A 17,132-nucleotide genomic window follows, 5' to 3' on the forward strand; every position below is an offset into this window, starting at 1 on the left:
CTGCTGAAGTAAGCAAGATCAGGTTCATTCGTAAGGCTTGTCGCCGTCAGCTAAACCATGCCGCAGGACGCTCACCAGCTCCCGAACCCGCTGGCCCAACTCCTCTTCGGTGGCCTGGTCCAACCCGAGGGCAACGTCAAAGGCCGGGACGCTGACTGCTTGGAGAAAGCGGTCCAGCAGGGCGTCCAGGAGGAAAGTGGTGGTCTGCTGAGGCAACCCCGGCCGCAGTTCCCCCCGGGCCATTCCCTGACGCAGTAGAGACTGCAGATAATCAGCGGAAAATTGACGGACCGCCCGGAGCAGTTCCTGCCGCTGCGGCACCTGCTGATCGAACAGAATCTTCAGATAAATGCCGTAAATTCTCGGATGTTCTTTGATGAAAGCGACCCCTGCCAGGAGGGATTTCTCCAGACGGGTGAAAAAATCTTCCCCGAGGGTGCTCTCCTTCACCTGAACTAAAATCCGCCGGACAAAGGAGATCGCAAAGTCAAAAATATAGAGAAAAACTCCGCTCTTGTCGGTAAAATACTGGTAGAGGGAACCCTTGGCGATGCCGGAGCGGGCCACGATGACATTGAGGCTGGCCTGAGGGTAGCCCTTGCTGGCGAATTCCTCCAGGGCGGCATCGATGATGCGGGCCTGTTTGGCCTCGGGCAGATTGAGAAAAGTCGGGCGGACGATCTCTGGCATAGTCTTCGGTTCCTCCATATGACCAGTTGGTCATATCAATTATAGGCAACATCTGTCAAGAGAAATTAGAGAATGGGTTGGGGGGATATTTGGTATCTCGTATTGCCATACTGCTTGTATAAAAACAGTGAGCCGTGAGCCGTGAGCCGTGAGCCGTGAGCCGTGAGCAGCAAAAACATTATTGTGAGCAGCCGCCACGATTCTGTTTTTATGCTTCGTTGTGTTCGGCAGAGCATGTGCACTTATGGAAAAATTGACTTGGCAGGTAAAACTGTGCTATTTTGCACTTATATTCTGTAGTAAAATATAAGCTTCTAGAGTTTAGAATCTGCGCATTTTCTTGTTGCCAAATTTTCAACGTACTTCAGCGTCACCGTATGTGGTAACGGTATCAACCAGACGAAATGTCATTAAGAAATGCGAACTTTATGCTGCTTTTTTGCAGGTAGCCATAAAATCCTCGTTGGGCAGCACGAATTTTTGCGATTTTCGATCCCAGCAGGCCCTGATGTTGACAAGTCGAAAATATTGTTGGACTGCTTTGACGATCCAGCCTGCGGTTACGGCTTGCTGCCGACGCCAAGGGATAGGGAAAAGTTGCGCTCCTTTCTGGTCGCCAAGCCAGAGAGCCAGTAACCTTGGCAAGCTGTAACTCAGGGAAATGAGCGTTGTCCAACGGGCCAATGTCTGGCGAGACTGCTGCCAGGCATTGATCAGACCAAAGCTGTGCTTGATCTCGTTGAACATCGGTTCTATCCACCAACGACGGCTGTACAATTTGATCACATTCGCTGCCGTCAAGGTGGGATCGGTAGCCAGCAACAGGGCCCAATTGGTCCATTTTCCGGAATCCTGCAGAAAGCGGCACCAGACTACTCGGCAAATATGTCCTTTTAAGAATCGGACTTTGGCCTGGGCAGTATAGAATTCGAAGCGTCGGGTTTTGCCATACGCCTTGATAGACGCGTGTTGTAAGGGCAGCAAGGTTTTGGCCTTGGCGAAGGTCAATTTCTCTCCATACTTGCGAGGTGCTCCCCGTCGAGGGGAGGATGGCTGGGTGGGCAAGAGATAACATACGGTGTCTCGGCGAACCTGACCAATGACCGTCACTGCCTGATGGATCAGACGGAGCACCAGAGTTTTTTTCATATACCAGGCGTCGAGTAGAAGTCGTATGGCGATGGCTCTTGGCACCCATTGACGAGCTAAAGCCATCAAAACTTGGGCGGCTTTCAGCTTTGATGTGTTTCCCGTAGTTCGTATGAGCCGCCATAACCATGGGAAGGCTGCGGTTCTGCCGGCATATGTTAACACTATGGCTAAAGCCACCCGTAATTGCCCGAAGATGAACGGCGGCCGGTTGGGTCTGTGGGCATGATCGTGATATATCGCTGCCGAAGGAGCTTTTTTCGAGGTTCTGGGCGTCAACATATCGTCTATGACCAGGGTAATGGTGAGACGAGGAAAGTAACGCAACACGAGGACAAGCCATTGGCGGCAAAGGCTTAACCAAGAAAAACCATTGCTCTGTAGGGCCTTGAAGTAATTGCTCCAACTCGTTTTGGCGCACACAGTGAGGATAGCATCGGTGATATGACCAGATCCTGATAAGATGTTGCCAAAGAGCAGTTCGAGTAACGTGGGACGGAGCTTGATAGGCACCGCCTGCCATAGGATAGTGAGCCACTGAGCAAGAACTTGATAGGGGATAAGAAGTTTTGTAGCCATTGAACAACCTCCCGAGAAAAGAATTTTCTTTTCTCGATTGGTCGCCAAAGGCGACCACGCGTTTGCGCGGGTCTGTCAAGCTTTTTTTCGTGGCTGATACATTTTTTTAATCAATCGTAGATTCTAAACTCTAGTATAAGCTTGTTAACCCGGATAATTCATCAAAATCCCATATACCCGGTGGCACAGGCTTTCCAGCCTGTGCAAAAAAAACAGTCTGTATTTCAGGTAAGCCTGTTAATCTATGGCATTAAAATGAGTTAGCTATCTTTTTCAAAATATCATGAATAAAGCGGGTTAGAATTCAGAGGCCGATTAACGCACATGGGATGGGCAATATTGTAAAATTAAATGGGCTAGAAAGATTTCTTAAAGTTGCGGAAAAGCGTGATGCGTGTCATGCTGTTCTCATACTACTCGATGCTGAAGGCAGTTGTGCCAGAGAGGTGGCTGGACGACTGGCGACAAGGGCAAGGAATCATAGTCCTCATCTGCCCATCGCTGTTGTTGCAGCCAAATGCCACTATGAGAATTGGCTACTGGGGAGTACCGAGACACTTGCGGGGAAGAGCGGTCTAAAAGACTCTTTGGAGATAATTAGCGATCCAGAATCCGTTCCCGATCCCAAAAGATGGCTCACAGATCATATGGAGAAAGGGAAAGCATACAAAGAAACCTTTGACCAAGCGCCTCTAAGCAAAGCAATTGATATTGATCTTGTTTGCCAAAGAGCTCGATCATTCCGACGCCTAGAGCATGCGTTAGAACAACTCATATGCAGCATCAAATCAGGTACACCGCTCATAAGCCCCTAAAAAATATCTGCCTGACAATTTCTAAGTTGGCAAATCATAGAGTGGATTATTGATCACTTATGCTGGACCTCGTTAAAATCCCTTGACACCGGCGCCGCCTTATGGTACTTCACATGGTAACTTTGGTGGAAGTGAGACTGTTCTCTGTGATTTAAATAGATAGTATTAGCGGATAGTTAATCAACTGATCGGAATATTTCTCAAGGAAAAGTGAAAATTATCAGATAGGCAATGATGTGGGAGATGGCGGCTCATCTCGGCATTCTTTGCCTATTGTCATTTTCTTCATGGTTGCGTGGTATTGCAAACCTATCTTACTTCAATGGCAACAGTTGTAGTCGAGGTGCATTCAGGAGAGTATCCATGTCGGAGTCGTTGGCCAAGGTCTACAGTCCGGGTGAAATTGAGAAAAAATGGTATGAATACTGGGAGGCGAATTTCCTTTTTCAAGCCGACGCCAACAGCGACCGTCATCCCTACAGTATTGTCATTCCGCCGCCCAATATCACCGGTTCGCTGCATATGGGACACGCCCTTAACAATACCCTTCAGGATATCCTCTGTCGCTGCAAACGCATGCAGGGGTATAACACCCTCTGGATGCCCGGTACTGACCACGCTGGCATTGCTACCCAGAACGTGGTGGAACGGATGCTGGCCGCTGAAGGTAAAGACCGGCACACGGTAGGCCGGGAGGCCTTTATAGAGCGGGTCTGGCAGTGGAAGAAGGAGTCGGGGGGGCACATTATCAATCAACTTAAGCGCTTGGGTTGTTCCTGCGATTGGAGCCGCGAGCGCTTCACCATGGATGCCGGTCTGTCAGCGGCAGTGCGGGAGGTCTTTGTCCGCCTGTATGAGGACGGTTTGATTTATAAAGGGGATTATATCATTAATTGGTGCCCGCGTTGTCAGACCGCCCTGGCCGATTTGGAAGTTGAGCACGAAACCAAGGAGGGTTATCTCTATTACATCAAGTATCCGTTGGCCGGAAACGGCGGTCATCTCACCGTCGCCACTACTCGGCCGGAGACCCTGTTGGGAGATACGGCGGTAGCGGTCAACCCCAACGATGTGCGGTTTACGAAATTCCATGGTGCCACGCTCCTGTTGCCGGTATTGGGCCGCAAGATACCGGTGATTACGGATGACTACGTGGATATGGAGTTCGGCGCCGGCGCTCTTAAAGTCACACCGGCGCATGATCTCAATGATTTCCAGCTTGGTATCCGGCATCAGTTGCCGGCGGTGCGGGTTATTGACGGGAAAGGCCGGATGACTGAGGAGGCCGGCAGATATCAGGGCATGGACCGGTTCACCTGCCGGGATAAAATCGTCAAGGACCTGAAGGCCGACGGTTTATTGGAAAAGGTGGAAAAATATGTGCATGGCGTTGGTCACTGTTATCGCTGTCGGGCCGTAGTGGAGCCGATGCTCTCGAAACAATGGTTCGTAGCAGTGAAACCGTTGGCCGAGGCCGCGGTTGCGGCCGTCACTGAAGGCAGCATCCGCATCATTCCGCCGATGTGGGAGAAGACCTTCTTTGAGTGGATGGACAATATCCGGGATTGGTGTATTTCCCGGCAGATCTGGTGGGGCCACCGTATCCCGGCCTGGAATTGCCCAGCCTGTGGTGAGATTATCGTGGTGCGGGAAACTCCGACGCATTGTCCGAAGTGCGGCGGGACAGAGCTGGTTCAGGAGGAAGACGTCCTGGATACCTGGTTTTCCTCGGCGTTATGGCCCTTTTCTACCTTGGGCTGGCCGGAGCAGACCAGGGAACTCACACTTTTCTATCCCACCTCGGTGCTGGTCACCGCTTTTGACATTCTCTTCTTCTGGGTGGCCCGGATGATGATGATGGGTCTCTATTTCATGAAGGAGGTACCTTTTCGGGAGGTCTATATCCACGCCCTGGTCCGGGACGCCGAGGGTCAGAAGATGAGCAAATCGAAGGGCAACGTGGTGGATCCATTAGAGGTTATGGAGGAATACGGCACTGATGCCTTCCGATTCTCTCTGGCCGCCTTTGCCGCTATGGGTCGGGACGTTCGCCTATCGGAGGAGCGAATCGCCGGGTATCGTAATTTTGTCAACAAGATCTGGAATGCCAGCCGCTTTACGCTAATGAATCTGGCCGATTATGATTACGCTGCTGCAGCCCATGATACAGTCGCTCTTAGTTTAGAGGAACGCTGGATCGTCAGCCGTCTGCAGCAGGTCTGTCAGGCGGTGACAGAGGCCCTGGATTCCTATAATTTTGATCAGGCGGCGAACCAGCTCTACCAGTTTGCCTGGCACGAGTTCTGCGATTGGTACCTGGAACTTATCAAGCCGGCCCTCTATGACAACACCGATCCGGTCAGGAGGCGTCACACCCAGAGAGTCTTGCAGGAGATCCTCAGCGCCCTGCTGCGCCTGTTGCATCCCTTTATGCCTTTTGTTACCGAGGAGATCTGGCACAAACTGCCAGGGACGGTTGGCAGCATCATGGTGGCGCCGTATCCTGCGGTCAGGCAGGAACTCATAGATTCCATGGCAGAAGAGGAGATGAATCTGCTGATGGCTGTCATAACGGCGATCAGAAACCTACGGGGAGAAATGAACGTTCCACCCGGGGCGAAGGCGCCGGTCAATCTCTATAGCGGCAATGAGACCGCCTTGGCTGCCCTGAGACGGCACACTAAATCACTGGTAATCATGGGCAAGATTGACGGGCTGAGCTTTAACCCGGACGGTGATCGGCCGCAGGCTGCAGCCAAGGCCGTGGTCCAGGACATAGAGATCTATCTGCCCCTGGTCGGTCTCATTGACTTTGCCGAAGAAGACCGGCGTTTGGCTCGAGAGATCGACAAAATCAGCAAAGACCTGACTACAAGCCAACGCAAACTGGCCAACGAGGACTTCGTGGCCAAGGCCCCCGCTGAGGTTGTGGAGAAGGAGAAAGAGAAGGTTCAGACCCTTACCCAGAAGTTGGCCAAGCTTAAGAGTCACAAAGAAAAGATCAAGGCTCTGACTACTGGATAATATTTTACGAAAGCAGGTGGGGAGCGGGTCTTATTTAGTTTCCGGTTTCCGGAAAATTGTCATTCTTTGAGAGGGTACCGGCAAGCCGTGATAATCACCTGCCGGTGGCATAGGCCGGTCATCCGGTACAGAAGTTATTCTATTAATAATCCGGAACTCGGGACTTGTTTTCTTATTAACTATGACAGAATTAAGTCGTTATGGTCACAGATGGTTGTAGGACAGGTCGAAGTTAGTAATATACCTGGACTTAGGGTTATAGGGAAAACAGAACATTGAAGGGTAGGGGGTAGTTGCACCCTATAGCTTTTTTTTAAAAAGGATGATAACCTAAAAATATTTTGGTATTCAACCCATGTGATTTAGGAAATCCGACATGATTACACTTGCCCTTGAAAGCATCCGCAACCTTTCCCCGGAGCGGCGCCAGGCTATCATGAAACGTTCCAGCCTGGATGTAACTGCGGTTTTGGATGACATCAAAAAGATTGTCCAAGAGGTGCGGCAGCATGGCGACCGCATCGCGCTCGATTTTCATCGGCAGTATAAAGACGACATCAGTTCGGCAGATTTAGTAGCCAGCGAAGCGGAGATTCGTGCAGCATACGAATCAATCGATCCAAAGTTGCTTGATGCCCTGAAGCTGGCAGCGGCGAATATCGAAAAATTTCATCGGGCCCAATTAGATCGGGGGATGTGGGCCATCGAGGTGCAGCCGGGCATCCTGGCTGGGCGGTTGCAGCGCCCGTTGGATCGGGTCGGCTGTTATATTCCCGGTGGCCTGGCCAAATATCCCTCTACGGTGCTCATGACTATCATCCCGGCGCGGGTGGCCGGGGTGTCGGAGATCATTGCCTGTACCCCGCCGGACCAGGGCATGACGGCCAACCCTACTACTTTGGCGGCGGCTCATCTGGCCGGCGCCACAAACATTTACAAGATAGGTGGTCCTTGGGCGGTAGCCTCTATGGCGTATGGCACCGAGACCGTGCCGCAGGTGGATAAGATCGTCGGGCCGGGAAATAAATATGTTACTGCGGCCAAACTGTTGGTCTTCGGAGAGGTAGGCATCGACTCTCCTGCCGGTCCGAGTGAAGCCCTCATTTTGGCTGATGAATCCGCAGAAGCCAGATTGGTGGCGATTGATTTCCTTTCCCAAGCGGAGCATGATCCGGATGCCGCCGCAGTGTTGGTAACCACATGGGAGCCCCTGGCACATCGGGTCATTGACCTCATCAAAGAGGAATTCCATAATCTGCCCCGGCAGGAAATCCTTAAATCTGCCATCAACCATCATTCCGCGGTGCTGTTGGCTCATGATTTGGATGAGGCGATTGATTTTGTGAACCATTACGCCCCGGAGCACCTGCAGATTATCACCCGGGAGCCTTTTGCCGTCCTGCCGCGCATACGCCATGCCGGTTCCATCTTTCTCGGGATGTATGCCCCGGTTCCGGTGGGTGATTATGCCTCCGGAACTAATCATGTCTTGCCGACGGGGCGGACGGCCAGGATGTTTTCCGGATTGTCAGTAGATGATTTTATAAAGAAGCCAACCTTCCAGCATTTAACCAAGGAAGGCTTGAAATCGCTCAAAGATGCGGTCGTGCGGTTGGCCGAGGCCGAAGGCCTTCCTATACATGCCCGGGCGGTAGCCGAGAGATTCCGTTATGTTTAGTCAGCAAATAAAGTTTCTGGTTTCCGGTTGTCGGTCAAAAAATAAGTTTTGTACAGGCTTGGAAGCCTGTGCTACCGGCAGATGATTTTTATGGTTCGTGAATGGCCGATAGACAGTGACAATTAGTCTTGTGAAATTATTAAAAATAGCATAGATTGGTACTATCAAGATAGAAAGCTTATTTTTCTTCCGGTTTCCGGTTTTGGGTTTCCGGCTTCCGGTAAATAATATAGGAGAATTTAATTCTTATGGTTTTAAATGGTTGTCGGAGAGACCGGAAATGGTATTGTCAAATTGTTGCTCATTAGAAACTGATTTTCCCTATTTGATTCCGCTTCCGAACTGATGCGCCCCACGCCCTGAGGGAAAAGCAGAATAAAGCCTGCGGAGGAAAAGATAAGGTGCATAAAGGGAAGGTCGCTGCCGCTATCACGCCCCTAGCTGAGATTGCCGATGTCCAGAGTCGGCCTGATCATCGCAATATAGATATTGATAAAGTTGGGGTTAAAAACATTTCTTATCCTATTATTGTCCTGGATAAATTTAACGGTACCCAAAATACCGTGGCTCGCATTAATATTTATGTTAACTTGCCCTACCGCCACAAGGGCACTCATATGAGCCGGTTTATCGAAATCTTGAGCGAATTCCGGCGTAATATCAGTATCAAGAACATTCCCCAGATTCTTGAAGAGACGCGGCATCGACTGCATGCGCAATCAGCCCATATAGAGATGATCTTCCCCTATTTTATTCAGAAACAAGCCCCGGTCTCGAGGGCCCGCGCCCTGATGGAGTACATCTGCACCATCAAAGGGTCATTGAACGGAGAAGGTTTGATTGATCTGGTGGTTTGCGTTAAAGTACCCATTACTACCCTCTGTCCCTGTTCTAAAGAGATAAGTTCGGTAGGGGCCCACAATCAGCGCGGGGAAGTGCGGGTACAGGTGCGTTTTAAAAAGTTTTTCTGGATTGAAGATTTGATCAGACTGGTAGAGGCCTCGGCATCATGCGAGGTCTATTCTCTGCTCAAGCGCCAGGATGAAAAATTTGTCACGGAACGGGCCTATTCCAATCCCATGTTTGTGGAAGACGTAGTCCGTGAAATAGCCTTAAAATTGGATAAAGATGATAATTTTACCTGGTACTCGATAGATTCCGAGAACTATGAGTCTATTCACAATCACTCGGCCTATGCCTACATTGAGACCGACAAGCGCCAGGAAAATAGACGCTCAAAGCCGGCGAGCTGATGCTCATCGGCTTTTGTTTTTTTAGGGTTTTCTCCTCATTTTCACCCGTTTTTTACTGCTATTACAAAGCTGGAATGTTCTCCCACCCGCCTGAGTTCGGGGCGGCTGCATCCCAAAGATTCCACCCAGGTCGCCACTTCGTGGTGTTTGTAGGCGCGGCCGCCTTGAGTGACCGCCAACATATGGAGGCCGAAAAACGCCGCGCTGGGTGGGGTATAACCGTCGTCGTCAAGAAAGAAGTCATGCACTGCCAGCCGTCCGCCGGGCACCAAAGCGGAGCAGGCTTTTCTGAGGATGGTCTGTGATTGGGTCTCTGTGTGGCTGTGCAGAATCTGTGAAATCCAAATGAAGTCATAGCCTGAACCGATGTCATCTTCCAGGAAGTTGCCGGCAATTGTTTGCACCCGGCTGGTTAAGCCATGCCGGACCAGGTTTTCCCGGGCGATGCTGATCGGGAGTGGCAGATCAAAAACCGTAGCCTTGAGTTGCGGGTATTGTTGGGCGAAAGCGATGGCATAGGAAGCTGGCCCGCCCCCCAAATCCAGCAGGTGTTTGATGTCTTTTAGATTGAGCTGCTCCAGGACCAGGGGGATGGTATCCCGAGCGACGGCGTGCATGCCCCAAATAAAGTCTTTGACTTCTTGTTCATGGGCCTCTGCGTGGGCCTCCACCCAACGGGCCGGATCGATCTTCGGATGATTGCCGGTGGCCACGACCGCCCCCAGGTCTGACCAGCCTTCCCAGGTATGATGCAGGTGTTTAAAAATTGCTCCCCGGTAATTTTCTCCCGCTGCTACCAAAAATTCCTGAGCCACGGGGGTGTTGTGGTAGGAGTTGTCCTTTTTGCTTAACAACCGCAATGCAGTCAGGCCGTTGAGCAACATCTCCAGGGCCCTGGCATTCACCTGGAGGCGACTGGCTAAATCCTCGACAGTGGTTGGGATAGAGAGATGGCTAAAGACGTCTAAATCGCAGGCCACCAAGAAAACCTTGGCAGCCTGAAAACCCCGAGACAGCTCCATCAATTGGGCGAAGCCGGATAGGTCACCGCTGGGCTTCATGGCGTCTCCTTTCCATTTTGATCTGATTGTTCCTGACGCGGCACGGCGCAGGAAGAACGGTTCAGTCAGGTTTTGATCCCAAACTTGGGCAGTATCCAGGCGTTTAAAACTACCCAGATGGCCAGAAAAACTACGAGAAAGGCAAGTATTTGCATGGATGTCCAACCTCTTGACTTTCCAACGTTAGGCGCCGGAAGGCCTTATCAGTTATCATAGGTGGCGTTGCGGTGGCTCCACCGCCGCAGAAACTGATAAAGACTTTCCTTGTATAGCAGCATTAGTAAGGCTGCCAACAGGAATAATCCCAGGAGGGCCAAGAAAGTGATATAGTCGCCACGATAGACTTGAGCCCCTTGCAGGGAAAGCATCAGAGTGCCCGGCATGCGGCCGATGGTGACGATAAGAAGAAAGACCCGGAGGGGCATTTTGCTCAGGCCCAGAATGAAGCAGAGGTAATCCTTCGGAAAGCCGGGTAACAGAAAGAGCAGAAAGGCAATGAGAGTGCCCTGTCTTTCGATGATAAAGTCAAATTTATCCAAGGTCGGTTTACTGACCAATTTTTCGATCAGGTGTATTTCCAACCACCGGCCTAATAAAAAGGCCAAAATAGAGCCGAGGGTGAGGCCTAAGGTAGAGTAGACAAATCCCATCGGACCGCCGAAAAGGAAGCCGCCTAAAAAACCCGTAGCCTCTCCGGGGATGGGGGCAAATATAACCTGCAACGATTGGATTACGATAAAGACTACGGGGGCGGCGGGGCCGAAGGAGAGCAGCCAGTTGCGGATATTTTCTTTACAGGACAGGAAATTGTAGCAGTTAGTCGCCCAGTTGCTGAGGGGGAGCCAAAATAGGTAGAGGGACAGGGCTGCAAGTGAAATAAGAACCAGGGCAGATAAGGACCACGTCAGCCAGAGGCCGTTTTTGGGGGGTGGAAATTCAGACTGAGGCGACAAGATAAATCTCTCTTTATTGGAATCGGTTGTCAATGAGAGGCCTTACCCGGCCAGAGACGGCCCTGGTAGGTGCCGCGACGGATAAAAGCCTGTCTGATATCGTGCAGTACGCCCGCTTTGTCCAGACACCAGGCGGGCGCTGCCAGTTCTTCCGGGTGGGGATCGCCCGTTAAACGATGGATGATCATCTGCGGCGGTAATAATTCGATGACCTCAACTACCAAACTGATGTATTCCTCCCTCAACAACGGCCGGTAAATCCCCGTATCATAGAGTTCTGCTAATGGAGTTCCCTTAATGACGTAAACGAGATGCAGCTTAACCCCGTCTACCGGCAAGGTCCCTAGGAATGTAGCTGTGGCCAACATATCAGCCTTTGATTCTCCGGGTAGACCTAGCATGACGTGCGCCAGCAGATGCACTCCCCGATGGGCTGCCGTGTTTACAGCCTTAACAAAGCAAGCTGCGTCGTGGCCGCGATTGATCAGGCGGAGGGTCCGATCATGGGCCGATTGTAGACCTAGCTCGAGCCAGACGAGGTGAGTCTGGGCCAATGAACCGAGCAGTTTTAGGAGGTCCGGAGATAAGCAATCGGGTCTGGTGCCGATACTCAGACCGACCACCTGCGGAAAGGCCAAGGCCTCGGCATATAAAGATTGCAGGTGCTCCAGGGGACCGTAGGTGTTAGAAAAACTTTGAAAATAGGCGATAAATTTTCGGGCTTGGTAGCGTCTCCCGAGGCGTATCATACCCTCCTGTATCTGTTGAGTGATGGAATGCCCCAGGGCGTGGGCCCCGGTTCCAGACCCTCGGGTGTTGCAATATATACAGCCACCCCAACCCACCCGGCCATCCCGATTGGGGCAGGTCAGACCGGCGTCCAGAGTAATTTTCTGCACCCGTTCGCCGAATTGAGCGTTCAAAAAGGCAGGCAGACTGCGGTAGGGATTCTCGGGTGAGAGAGAGAGAGTCACGGGTTCAGATCGCCCCAGGTATACTGCAATACCGCTACTGCCGCCAGGGCGGCGGTTTCTACCCGCAGCCGTCGCGGTCCCAACCCTAACAGGTTGAAACCCGCCTGTCGCGCCGTATCTGCTTCGGCTGCGGTAAACCCTCCCTCAGGACCGATAAGGGCCCGGATCGTGCGAGGACGCGGCCAGGCTGCTAAATCGTGAGGGCGGTGAGCTTGCCGTTGCTCCTCCCAGAACATCAACTTGACCTCTTCCGGTCCGATGAGGGCGTCCGGAAAATCCACCGGTGGATCGATCTCAGGCAGGATCAACCTCTGAGAAGATTTTAAGGCCTCCTGTGCCAATCGTTGCCAGCGCAGCAGACGCGATTTTTTCCACCCCCCCGGCCGGACCAGTGAACGGGTAGAGGTAAAGGGGACGAGCCGGTAGATGCCCAATTCCGTGACCTGTCGGATGAGGGAATCGAAGATCTCCGCTCTTACCAGGGCCAACCCCAGGGTGATTTTAAGACTGGATTCGATTCCGACAGAGAGTTCGTTTAGTAGACGGAGCCGAGCGGCGGTGGGTTCGAGGCTCAAAATTTCCGCTTCAAAAATCCGACCGCAACCATCTGAAACCTCCACCCGATCTCCTACCGCCAGTCGTACGACTCTGATCAGATGATGGCTTTCTGAAGGAGATAGAATGACCTCATCTCCCCGAAATTGATTCAGGCCAGCAAAAAACCGCCGCCGCTGCCGCTCTTGATGAAAACGCCCGGGGGGAGGAATTTTGTCAGCTTTCATCGGCTTACCTGCGCTTCAGAACAAGTACCGCCCAATCATCCTTCAGGTGGGTTTGAACAGATTGCAGCCCTTGAGCCCGAAATCGTTCTTCCATCTCAGGAAGGTCGGTCTGCAAGAAACCTGAAATGATCATCTGTCCTTCAGGAAGCAGCCTTCCGGCCAAACTTTCGGCCAGGGTCTGTAAATCGGGTGCGGTCAGGTTGGCAAAGATCAGATCGAACTGTTGACGGATGGCGCTCAGGGGAAGATCCTCGACCCGCATCAAGTCATGAAGCTCATTGAGCAGGATATTTTCCCTGGCTGCCGCCAGCGCCTCCGGATCTACATCGATAGCCAATACTCTGGCGCCTAGACGGGCCGCCGCCAACCCGAGGATGCCGGTTCCGGTCCCGACATCCAAGACCCATCGAGGGGGGTGCTGCGACCAATTATAGGTCACTTCCTCCAGGGCCTTTAAACAGAGCCAGGTGCTGGGATGTCGGCCGGTGCCGAAAGCCATGCCGGGATAGATGGTCAAGACCACTTCAGGGCCGGTGGAGTTATACTCCTCCCAAGGGGGGCGTATTACAAAACGACCCACGAGGCGGCGTGCTTTGAAGTGTACCTGCCAGGCACGCTCCCAATCTTCTTCCTCTATGATCTGCTGCTGCAGTTCACCGATCCGATATCCCAAGGCGGCGAGGCGATCCAGATAGGTAAACAGATCCTGGCGGATATCCGCGGTAAATTCCCCGGCTGGGAGATACGCCCGGATGCCGGCCAACCGAGGCGAACTGTCTATCTCGGCCGCGTCTTCCAATACCACCCCGCGCCCGCTCCACCCGGTGAGAAAGATCCCCGCTTCTTCCTGAAGGGTTTCGGGCAGCAAGATCCGAATTTCGAGCCATTTCTGTTTTGGCATTGTGTACCCACGGGCTTTTTCTTACAGGGGGGATGAAGGTAAGATTCTTGCCAAACTCACCTAAATGCTACTGTGCAATATTATATCGCTTGAGAGAAGTAGTTGCAAATGCTTTAGTAGTTCTCAAAATGCAACCGCGCAAGAAGAAAAAGGTCCTGGCTTGGCAGAAAAAAGCGGTCACCTGAATCAGGATTCCCACGGCCCAACCGAACCGGCTTAAATTTGGCAGATTTAGCAGGATCTAATAATGGTCTGTCTTATCATCGGGTAACCTCTGATTTAACAGTCTTTCCGGTTGGCGGTAACCGTCTTGTAGTCCCCGGCTCAATGCCTCTAAATATTTCTGGGAAAATGCCAGGAAATGGCCGGTGATGACAAATCCCTGGCGCACCATGCTCTCCAGTCTGTCAACCATGGGATTTTTTATGAGCAGAAAGGTATTGCGGTTCAATAACGACTTCGGCCCAGAGAAGCCGCAATAAATGTTAGGGAAGTTATGCACTAGAATAATCAGTCCACTCTGATCGAGAATGGTCGCCGGGTTATACCTGTTGACATCAGTCCGCAGTTTATCGACAACCTCTCCTTTGACCAGCAGACTCTTATGCTCCCGGCGCAGGGAGCTCAATTTTTTTTCGATTTCCTCAAGGATATGATTTCGCTGCGAGGGGGAAATTTTATTAAATTGATGGAAATGCCCCGGTGGCCAGAAAAAGCTTTCTATAATTTTTTCCGAAGCCGACGTCAGGGTGGGAAAAATAAGACTTGCCAGACAGAATAACACCATGATACCCATATATTTGGAAAAGTGATCCTGGCAAAATGTTTTTGGTGACATAAGCTCCACGTGCCGAACAGGAGGCTGAACCGGTGGGCAAGGGGATTTTGATCCGAGGAGCATTAATGGGGTGCTTCTAAAATCGGCTCCCACCACTTTTGTCATTCTGAGCGTAGCGAAGAATCTAATTCTTCTAACGAGTTGAGATCATTTACTTCATTCAGCATGATAGAAACAGGTGTTTTGTAAAAGGCCTTTATGATATTGATCATATCATATAATTGATCAGATTGGCCAGGACTTGGGGGTGATCTCCAATGATTGGCGATCTTTAACATTTCGGGCGGCTTCTAGTTAAAATACCTATGTTTTATTATCTGTTAAAGTTAATCAAAAAGCGAGTCGCGTTTGGCATGTTTCTGCGATTCGGCCTGGCAAGTCTTGGATTGGCTGTGGCCGTTGTCCAGGTTTGGTCCCAAGAGTCAGAGATACCTCAACATCATGTGCCAGGGGGTTTTCGTAATCTGCACATCGACAATCAGGGGCGCCGATGGGACTTTTTTCGTTGGCGTCTGGGCCTGGGTCCCAAAGAGGCGCCGGCCTTCGGATCAGAGTCGGTCCTTCCCTATCGACCAGAGGTAGTCTCGCCGGATCTTAATTGTTTGAACCACGCTGATCCTAAAACTATCCAGATCACCTGGATCGGCCATAGTACCTTTCTGATTCAGGTTGCCGGACTCAACCTTCTCACTGATCCGATATTCAGTGAGCGTGCTTCTCCGGTGAGTTTTGCCGGAAGTCGTCGGCAGGCGCCGCTCCCCTTGAGATTGGAGGACCTGCCTCCCATTCAGGCCACCGTGATCAGCCACAATCACTACGATCACCTGGACCGGCCCACAGTTACCCGGCTTGGAGGCGGGGTCAGGTTTTTTGTACCGCTAGGTTTGGCCGAATGGTTTCGGGAAGCAAATCTGCCTCAGGTTACTGAACTGGATTGGTGGCAGTCAGCCGAATTTGGACCGATACGTTTCCATTGCGTTCCGGCCCAGCATTTTTCGATGCGGACGCCTTTTGACGCCTATGAAGTTCTTTGGGCCGGTTGGGTGCTATCGACGCCAGTCGGAAAGATCTATTTTGCCGGAGATACCGGCTATTCCCCGGATTTTCGAGAGATCGGCAGACGATTCGGCCCCATGCGCCTGGCCTTGATACCTATCGGCGGTTATATGCCCCGCTGGTTTATGCGGCCTGTGCACATCGATCCCGAAGAAGCAGTACGGGTGCATCAAGATGTCCGATCGCAACAATCTATCGGCATGCACTGGGGTACGTTTAAATTAACCGACGAACCCCAGGCTGAACCACCGATCTTGTTGCGTCAAGCATTACAAAAAGTAAACATACCTCCGGATAAATTTATCGTCCTGCGGTTTGGCGAGACTCTTGTATTGCAGCCAAGCCCGGAAAGATAGGGATGCTTTTTGTCTGAGAGAAGCATACAACGCAATCTCAAGATAGCCCGAGGTCTGTTCTTGGCCTACGGTCTCCAGGTGGGCCAAGACAGGCACTTAAAAGAGCTGTTTAAACGCTATCGGGAAGCGATCCATCATACCGGTGAGGCGATGCAGCGATTGGGCGTGACCGAAGCCTGCACCCGTTGTGCCCTGGAGGGGATGGGCAGTTGCTGTTTCGCCGGGGTGGAAAACAACTATGACGCCGTTTTGCTATTCATCAATCTCTTCTTCGGGTGTGAGCTCACGGAGTCACCAGAGATTGCGGGAAAATGTTTATTTGTCGGCAAGGAGGGATGTAAACTGGTGGCCCGGCATTACTACTGTCTGCGCTTCTTCTGCGATGAGCTCAGAGCGGCATTGGGTTCGGCCGGCGTCGGGTGTCTTAACGAAACTATCGGACGGGAGCTTGGGCTAGGTCTGGAACTGGAGCACGGTTTGCGGCAGTTTTGGCGCCGCCTGCAAAGAGACAACTTTCTGGCCGGGAGGTCTTGAGCGGGGGAGGAGAGGTTGCCTTCTAAATCAGCCTCTCCTTGCTGGTAGGTCAATCAATAAAGACCACCAGCTTTTGGCGCAATTCCGGCGGTAGGGGGACCGGTTTTCCGGAAAAATCGATGCTAATGGTGGTCAACCGGACTTCTGTGGCCAACTTCCTGGTAGCGGTCAGGAAGAGTTGCTGCTGAAACTGCACGCCGCGGCTTTTGAGCGACGGAATAACGGTAATAATGTCGATCTGATCATCATACCGGACTGGTTGGCGATAGCGGCAATGGGCTTCAACGACTGCCAGGTGTATCTGGCGAGCGACCAACTCGGGGTAGCCAAAACCTAGATCCCGCAGGAGCTGTTCTCGGGCCAGTTCGAAAAGGTGAAAATAATTTCCGTGATACACGGCCTGGCCCATGTCAACTTCAAATAATGGAATTCGATATGAAAATCGATGTCCTTTTCCCGCCATATCTCACACGCAGCGCCTAGTCGGGG

At 51.7% G+C, this 17,132-nt stretch carries 15 protein-coding genes; 6 read left to right on the forward strand and 9 right to left on the reverse strand.

What is annotated here, in order from left to right:
* Nucleotides 1-24: 24 nt before the first annotated feature.
* Together DESAC_RS07030 and DESAC_RS07035 are read right to left on the reverse strand one after the other, a co-directional pair.
* Nucleotides 25-690, reverse strand: a complete 666-nt coding sequence (locus DESAC_RS07030) for a TetR/AcrR family transcriptional regulator (RefSeq protein WP_013706380.1) — start codon at nucleotides 688-690, stop codon at nucleotides 25-27.
* A gap of 426 nt (nucleotides 691-1,116) precedes the next feature.
* The gene (locus DESAC_RS07035; protein ID WP_013706145.1) at nucleotides 1,117-2,418 is read right to left on the reverse strand and encodes an IS701 family transposase; all 1,302 of its coding nucleotides are present in this window, start codon (nucleotides 2,416-2,418) and stop codon (nucleotides 1,117-1,119) included.
* Between the two features lie 329 nt (nucleotides 2,419-2,747).
* Between DESAC_RS07035 and DESAC_RS16980 the strand changes: the two genes are divergently transcribed.
* The 4 genes from DESAC_RS16980 to folE2 all read left to right on the forward strand — a co-directional run bounded on the left by DESAC_RS16980 (nucleotide 2,748) and on the right by folE2 (nucleotide 9,188).
* A complete protein-coding gene (locus tag DESAC_RS16980) occupies nucleotides 2,748-3,233 on the forward strand; it encodes a DUF4276 family protein (RefSeq protein WP_013706381.1) in 486 nt (161 codons plus the stop codon).
* Between the two features lie 363 nt (nucleotides 3,234-3,596).
* Nucleotides 3,597-6,257, forward strand: a complete 2,661-nt coding sequence (locus DESAC_RS07045; protein WP_013706382.1) for a valine--tRNA ligase — start codon at nucleotides 3,597-3,599, stop codon at nucleotides 6,255-6,257.
* Between the two features lie 376 nt (nucleotides 6,258-6,633).
* Complete coding sequence (hisD, locus tag DESAC_RS07050) at nucleotides 6,634-7,935, forward strand: histidinol dehydrogenase (RefSeq protein WP_013706383.1); 1,302 nt, start codon at nucleotides 6,634-6,636, stop codon at nucleotides 7,933-7,935.
* Nucleotides 7,936-8,336: 401 nt separating this feature from the next.
* A complete protein-coding gene (gene folE2, locus DESAC_RS07055; protein ID WP_013706384.1) occupies nucleotides 8,337-9,188 on the forward strand; it encodes a GTP cyclohydrolase FolE2 in 852 nt (283 codons plus the stop codon).
* 41 nt (nucleotides 9,189-9,229) lie between these two features.
* Here the strand turns inward: folE2 and DESAC_RS07060 are convergent, their stop codons facing one another.
* The 6 genes from DESAC_RS07060 to DESAC_RS07085 all read right to left on the reverse strand — a co-directional run bounded on the left by DESAC_RS07060 (nucleotide 9,230) and on the right by DESAC_RS07085 (nucleotide 14,697).
* The gene (locus DESAC_RS07060; protein WP_013706385.1) at nucleotides 9,230-10,249 is read right to left on the reverse strand and encodes a methyltransferase; all 1,020 of its coding nucleotides are present in this window, start codon (nucleotides 10,247-10,249) and stop codon (nucleotides 9,230-9,232) included.
* 203 nt (nucleotides 10,250-10,452) lie between these two features.
* Nucleotides 10,453-11,202 (reverse strand): TVP38/TMEM64 family protein, encoded by a 750-nt coding sequence (locus DESAC_RS07065; protein WP_169311513.1) that lies wholly within the window; start codon nucleotides 11,200-11,202, stop codon nucleotides 10,453-10,455.
* A gap of 29 nt (nucleotides 11,203-11,231) precedes the next feature.
* The gene (gene mnmL / locus DESAC_RS07070; protein WP_013706387.1) at nucleotides 11,232-12,176 is read right to left on the reverse strand and encodes a tRNA modification radical SAM protein MnmL/YtqA; all 945 of its coding nucleotides are present in this window, start codon (nucleotides 12,174-12,176) and stop codon (nucleotides 11,232-11,234) included.
* The gene (locus DESAC_RS07075; RefSeq protein ID WP_013706388.1) at nucleotides 12,173-12,958 is read right to left on the reverse strand and encodes an RsmE family RNA methyltransferase; all 786 of its coding nucleotides are present in this window, start codon (nucleotides 12,956-12,958) and stop codon (nucleotides 12,173-12,175) included. The genes mnmL and DESAC_RS07075 overlap by 4 nt, the downstream gene beginning before the upstream one ends.
* Nucleotides 12,959-12,962: 4 nt before the next feature.
* Nucleotides 12,963-13,859 carry a 50S ribosomal protein L11 methyltransferase gene (locus DESAC_RS07080; protein ID WP_013706389.1) on the reverse strand — a complete coding sequence of 299 codons (897 nt, stop codon included), beginning with the start codon at nucleotides 13,857-13,859 and terminating at the stop codon, nucleotides 12,963-12,965.
* 241 nt (nucleotides 13,860-14,100) lie between these two features.
* Complete coding sequence (locus tag DESAC_RS07085; protein ID WP_148231203.1) at nucleotides 14,101-14,697, reverse strand: hypothetical protein; 597 nt, start codon at nucleotides 14,695-14,697, stop codon at nucleotides 14,101-14,103.
* 353 nt (nucleotides 14,698-15,050) lie between these two features.
* Here DESAC_RS07085 and DESAC_RS07090 point away from each other — a divergent pair, with 353 nt between their 5' ends.
* Nucleotides 15,051-16,109: an MBL fold metallo-hydrolase gene (locus DESAC_RS07090; RefSeq protein ID WP_041284346.1), complete on the forward strand. Its 1,059-nt coding sequence runs from the start codon at nucleotides 15,051-15,053 to the stop codon at nucleotides 16,107-16,109.
* Nucleotides 16,110-16,118: 9 nt separating this feature from the next.
* Nucleotides 16,119-16,643, forward strand: coding sequence for a hypothetical protein (locus DESAC_RS15200; protein WP_052301910.1), 525 nt, complete (start codon nucleotides 16,119-16,121; stop codon nucleotides 16,641-16,643).
* Between the two features lie 49 nt (nucleotides 16,644-16,692).
* On the opposite strand, the gene DESAC_RS15205 is transcribed toward DESAC_RS15200, so the two are convergent.
* Nucleotides 16,693-17,106, reverse strand: a complete 414-nt coding sequence (locus DESAC_RS15205) for an acyl-CoA thioesterase (protein ID WP_013706392.1) — start codon at nucleotides 17,104-17,106, stop codon at nucleotides 16,693-16,695.
* Nucleotides 17,107-17,132: the final 26 nt, after the last annotated feature.

The organism is Desulfobacca acetoxidans DSM 11109 (assembly GCF_000195295.1).
In the GTDB taxonomy this organism is placed as follows: domain Bacteria; phylum Desulfobacterota; class Desulfobaccia; order Desulfobaccales; family Desulfobaccaceae; genus Desulfobacca; species Desulfobacca acetoxidans.

Bases quoted from the DNA above. Each gene is read 5' to 3' on its own strand.
- DESAC_RS07085 (WP_148231203.1), bottom strand. From the start codon at position 14,697: ATGTCACCAAAAACATTTTGCCAGGATCACTTTTCCAAATATATGGGT.
- DESAC_RS07035 (WP_013706145.1), bottom strand. From the start codon at position 2,418: ATGGCTACAAAACTTCTTATCCCCTATCAAGTTCTTGCTCAGTGGCTC.
- DESAC_RS15205 (WP_013706392.1), bottom strand. From the start codon at position 17,106: ATGGCGGGAAAAGGACATCGATTTTCATATCGAATTCCATTATTTGAA.
- DESAC_RS07030 (WP_013706380.1), bottom strand. From the start codon at position 690: ATGCCAGAGATCGTCCGCCCGACTTTTCTCAATCTGCCCGAGGCCAAA.
- DESAC_RS07045 (WP_013706382.1), top strand. From the start codon at position 3,597: ATGTCGGAGTCGTTGGCCAAGGTCTACAGTCCGGGTGAAATTGAGAAA.
- DESAC_RS16980 (WP_013706381.1), top strand. From the start codon at position 2,748: ATGGGCAATATTGTAAAATTAAATGGGCTAGAAAGATTTCTTAAAGTT.
- DESAC_RS07080 (WP_013706389.1), bottom strand. From the start codon at position 13,859: ATGCCAAAACAGAAATGGCTCGAAATTCGGATCTTGCTGCCCGAAACC.
- DESAC_RS07090 (WP_041284346.1), top strand. From the start codon at position 15,051: ATGTTTCTGCGATTCGGCCTGGCAAGTCTTGGATTGGCTGTGGCCGTT.
- hisD (WP_013706383.1), top strand. From the start codon at position 6,634: ATGATTACACTTGCCCTTGAAAGCATCCGCAACCTTTCCCCGGAGCGG.
- DESAC_RS07060 (WP_013706385.1), bottom strand. From the start codon at position 10,249: ATGAAGCCCAGCGGTGACCTATCCGGCTTCGCCCAATTGATGGAGCTG.
- DESAC_RS07075 (WP_013706388.1), bottom strand. From the start codon at position 12,958: ATGAAAGCTGACAAAATTCCTCCCCCCGGGCGTTTTCATCAAGAGCGG.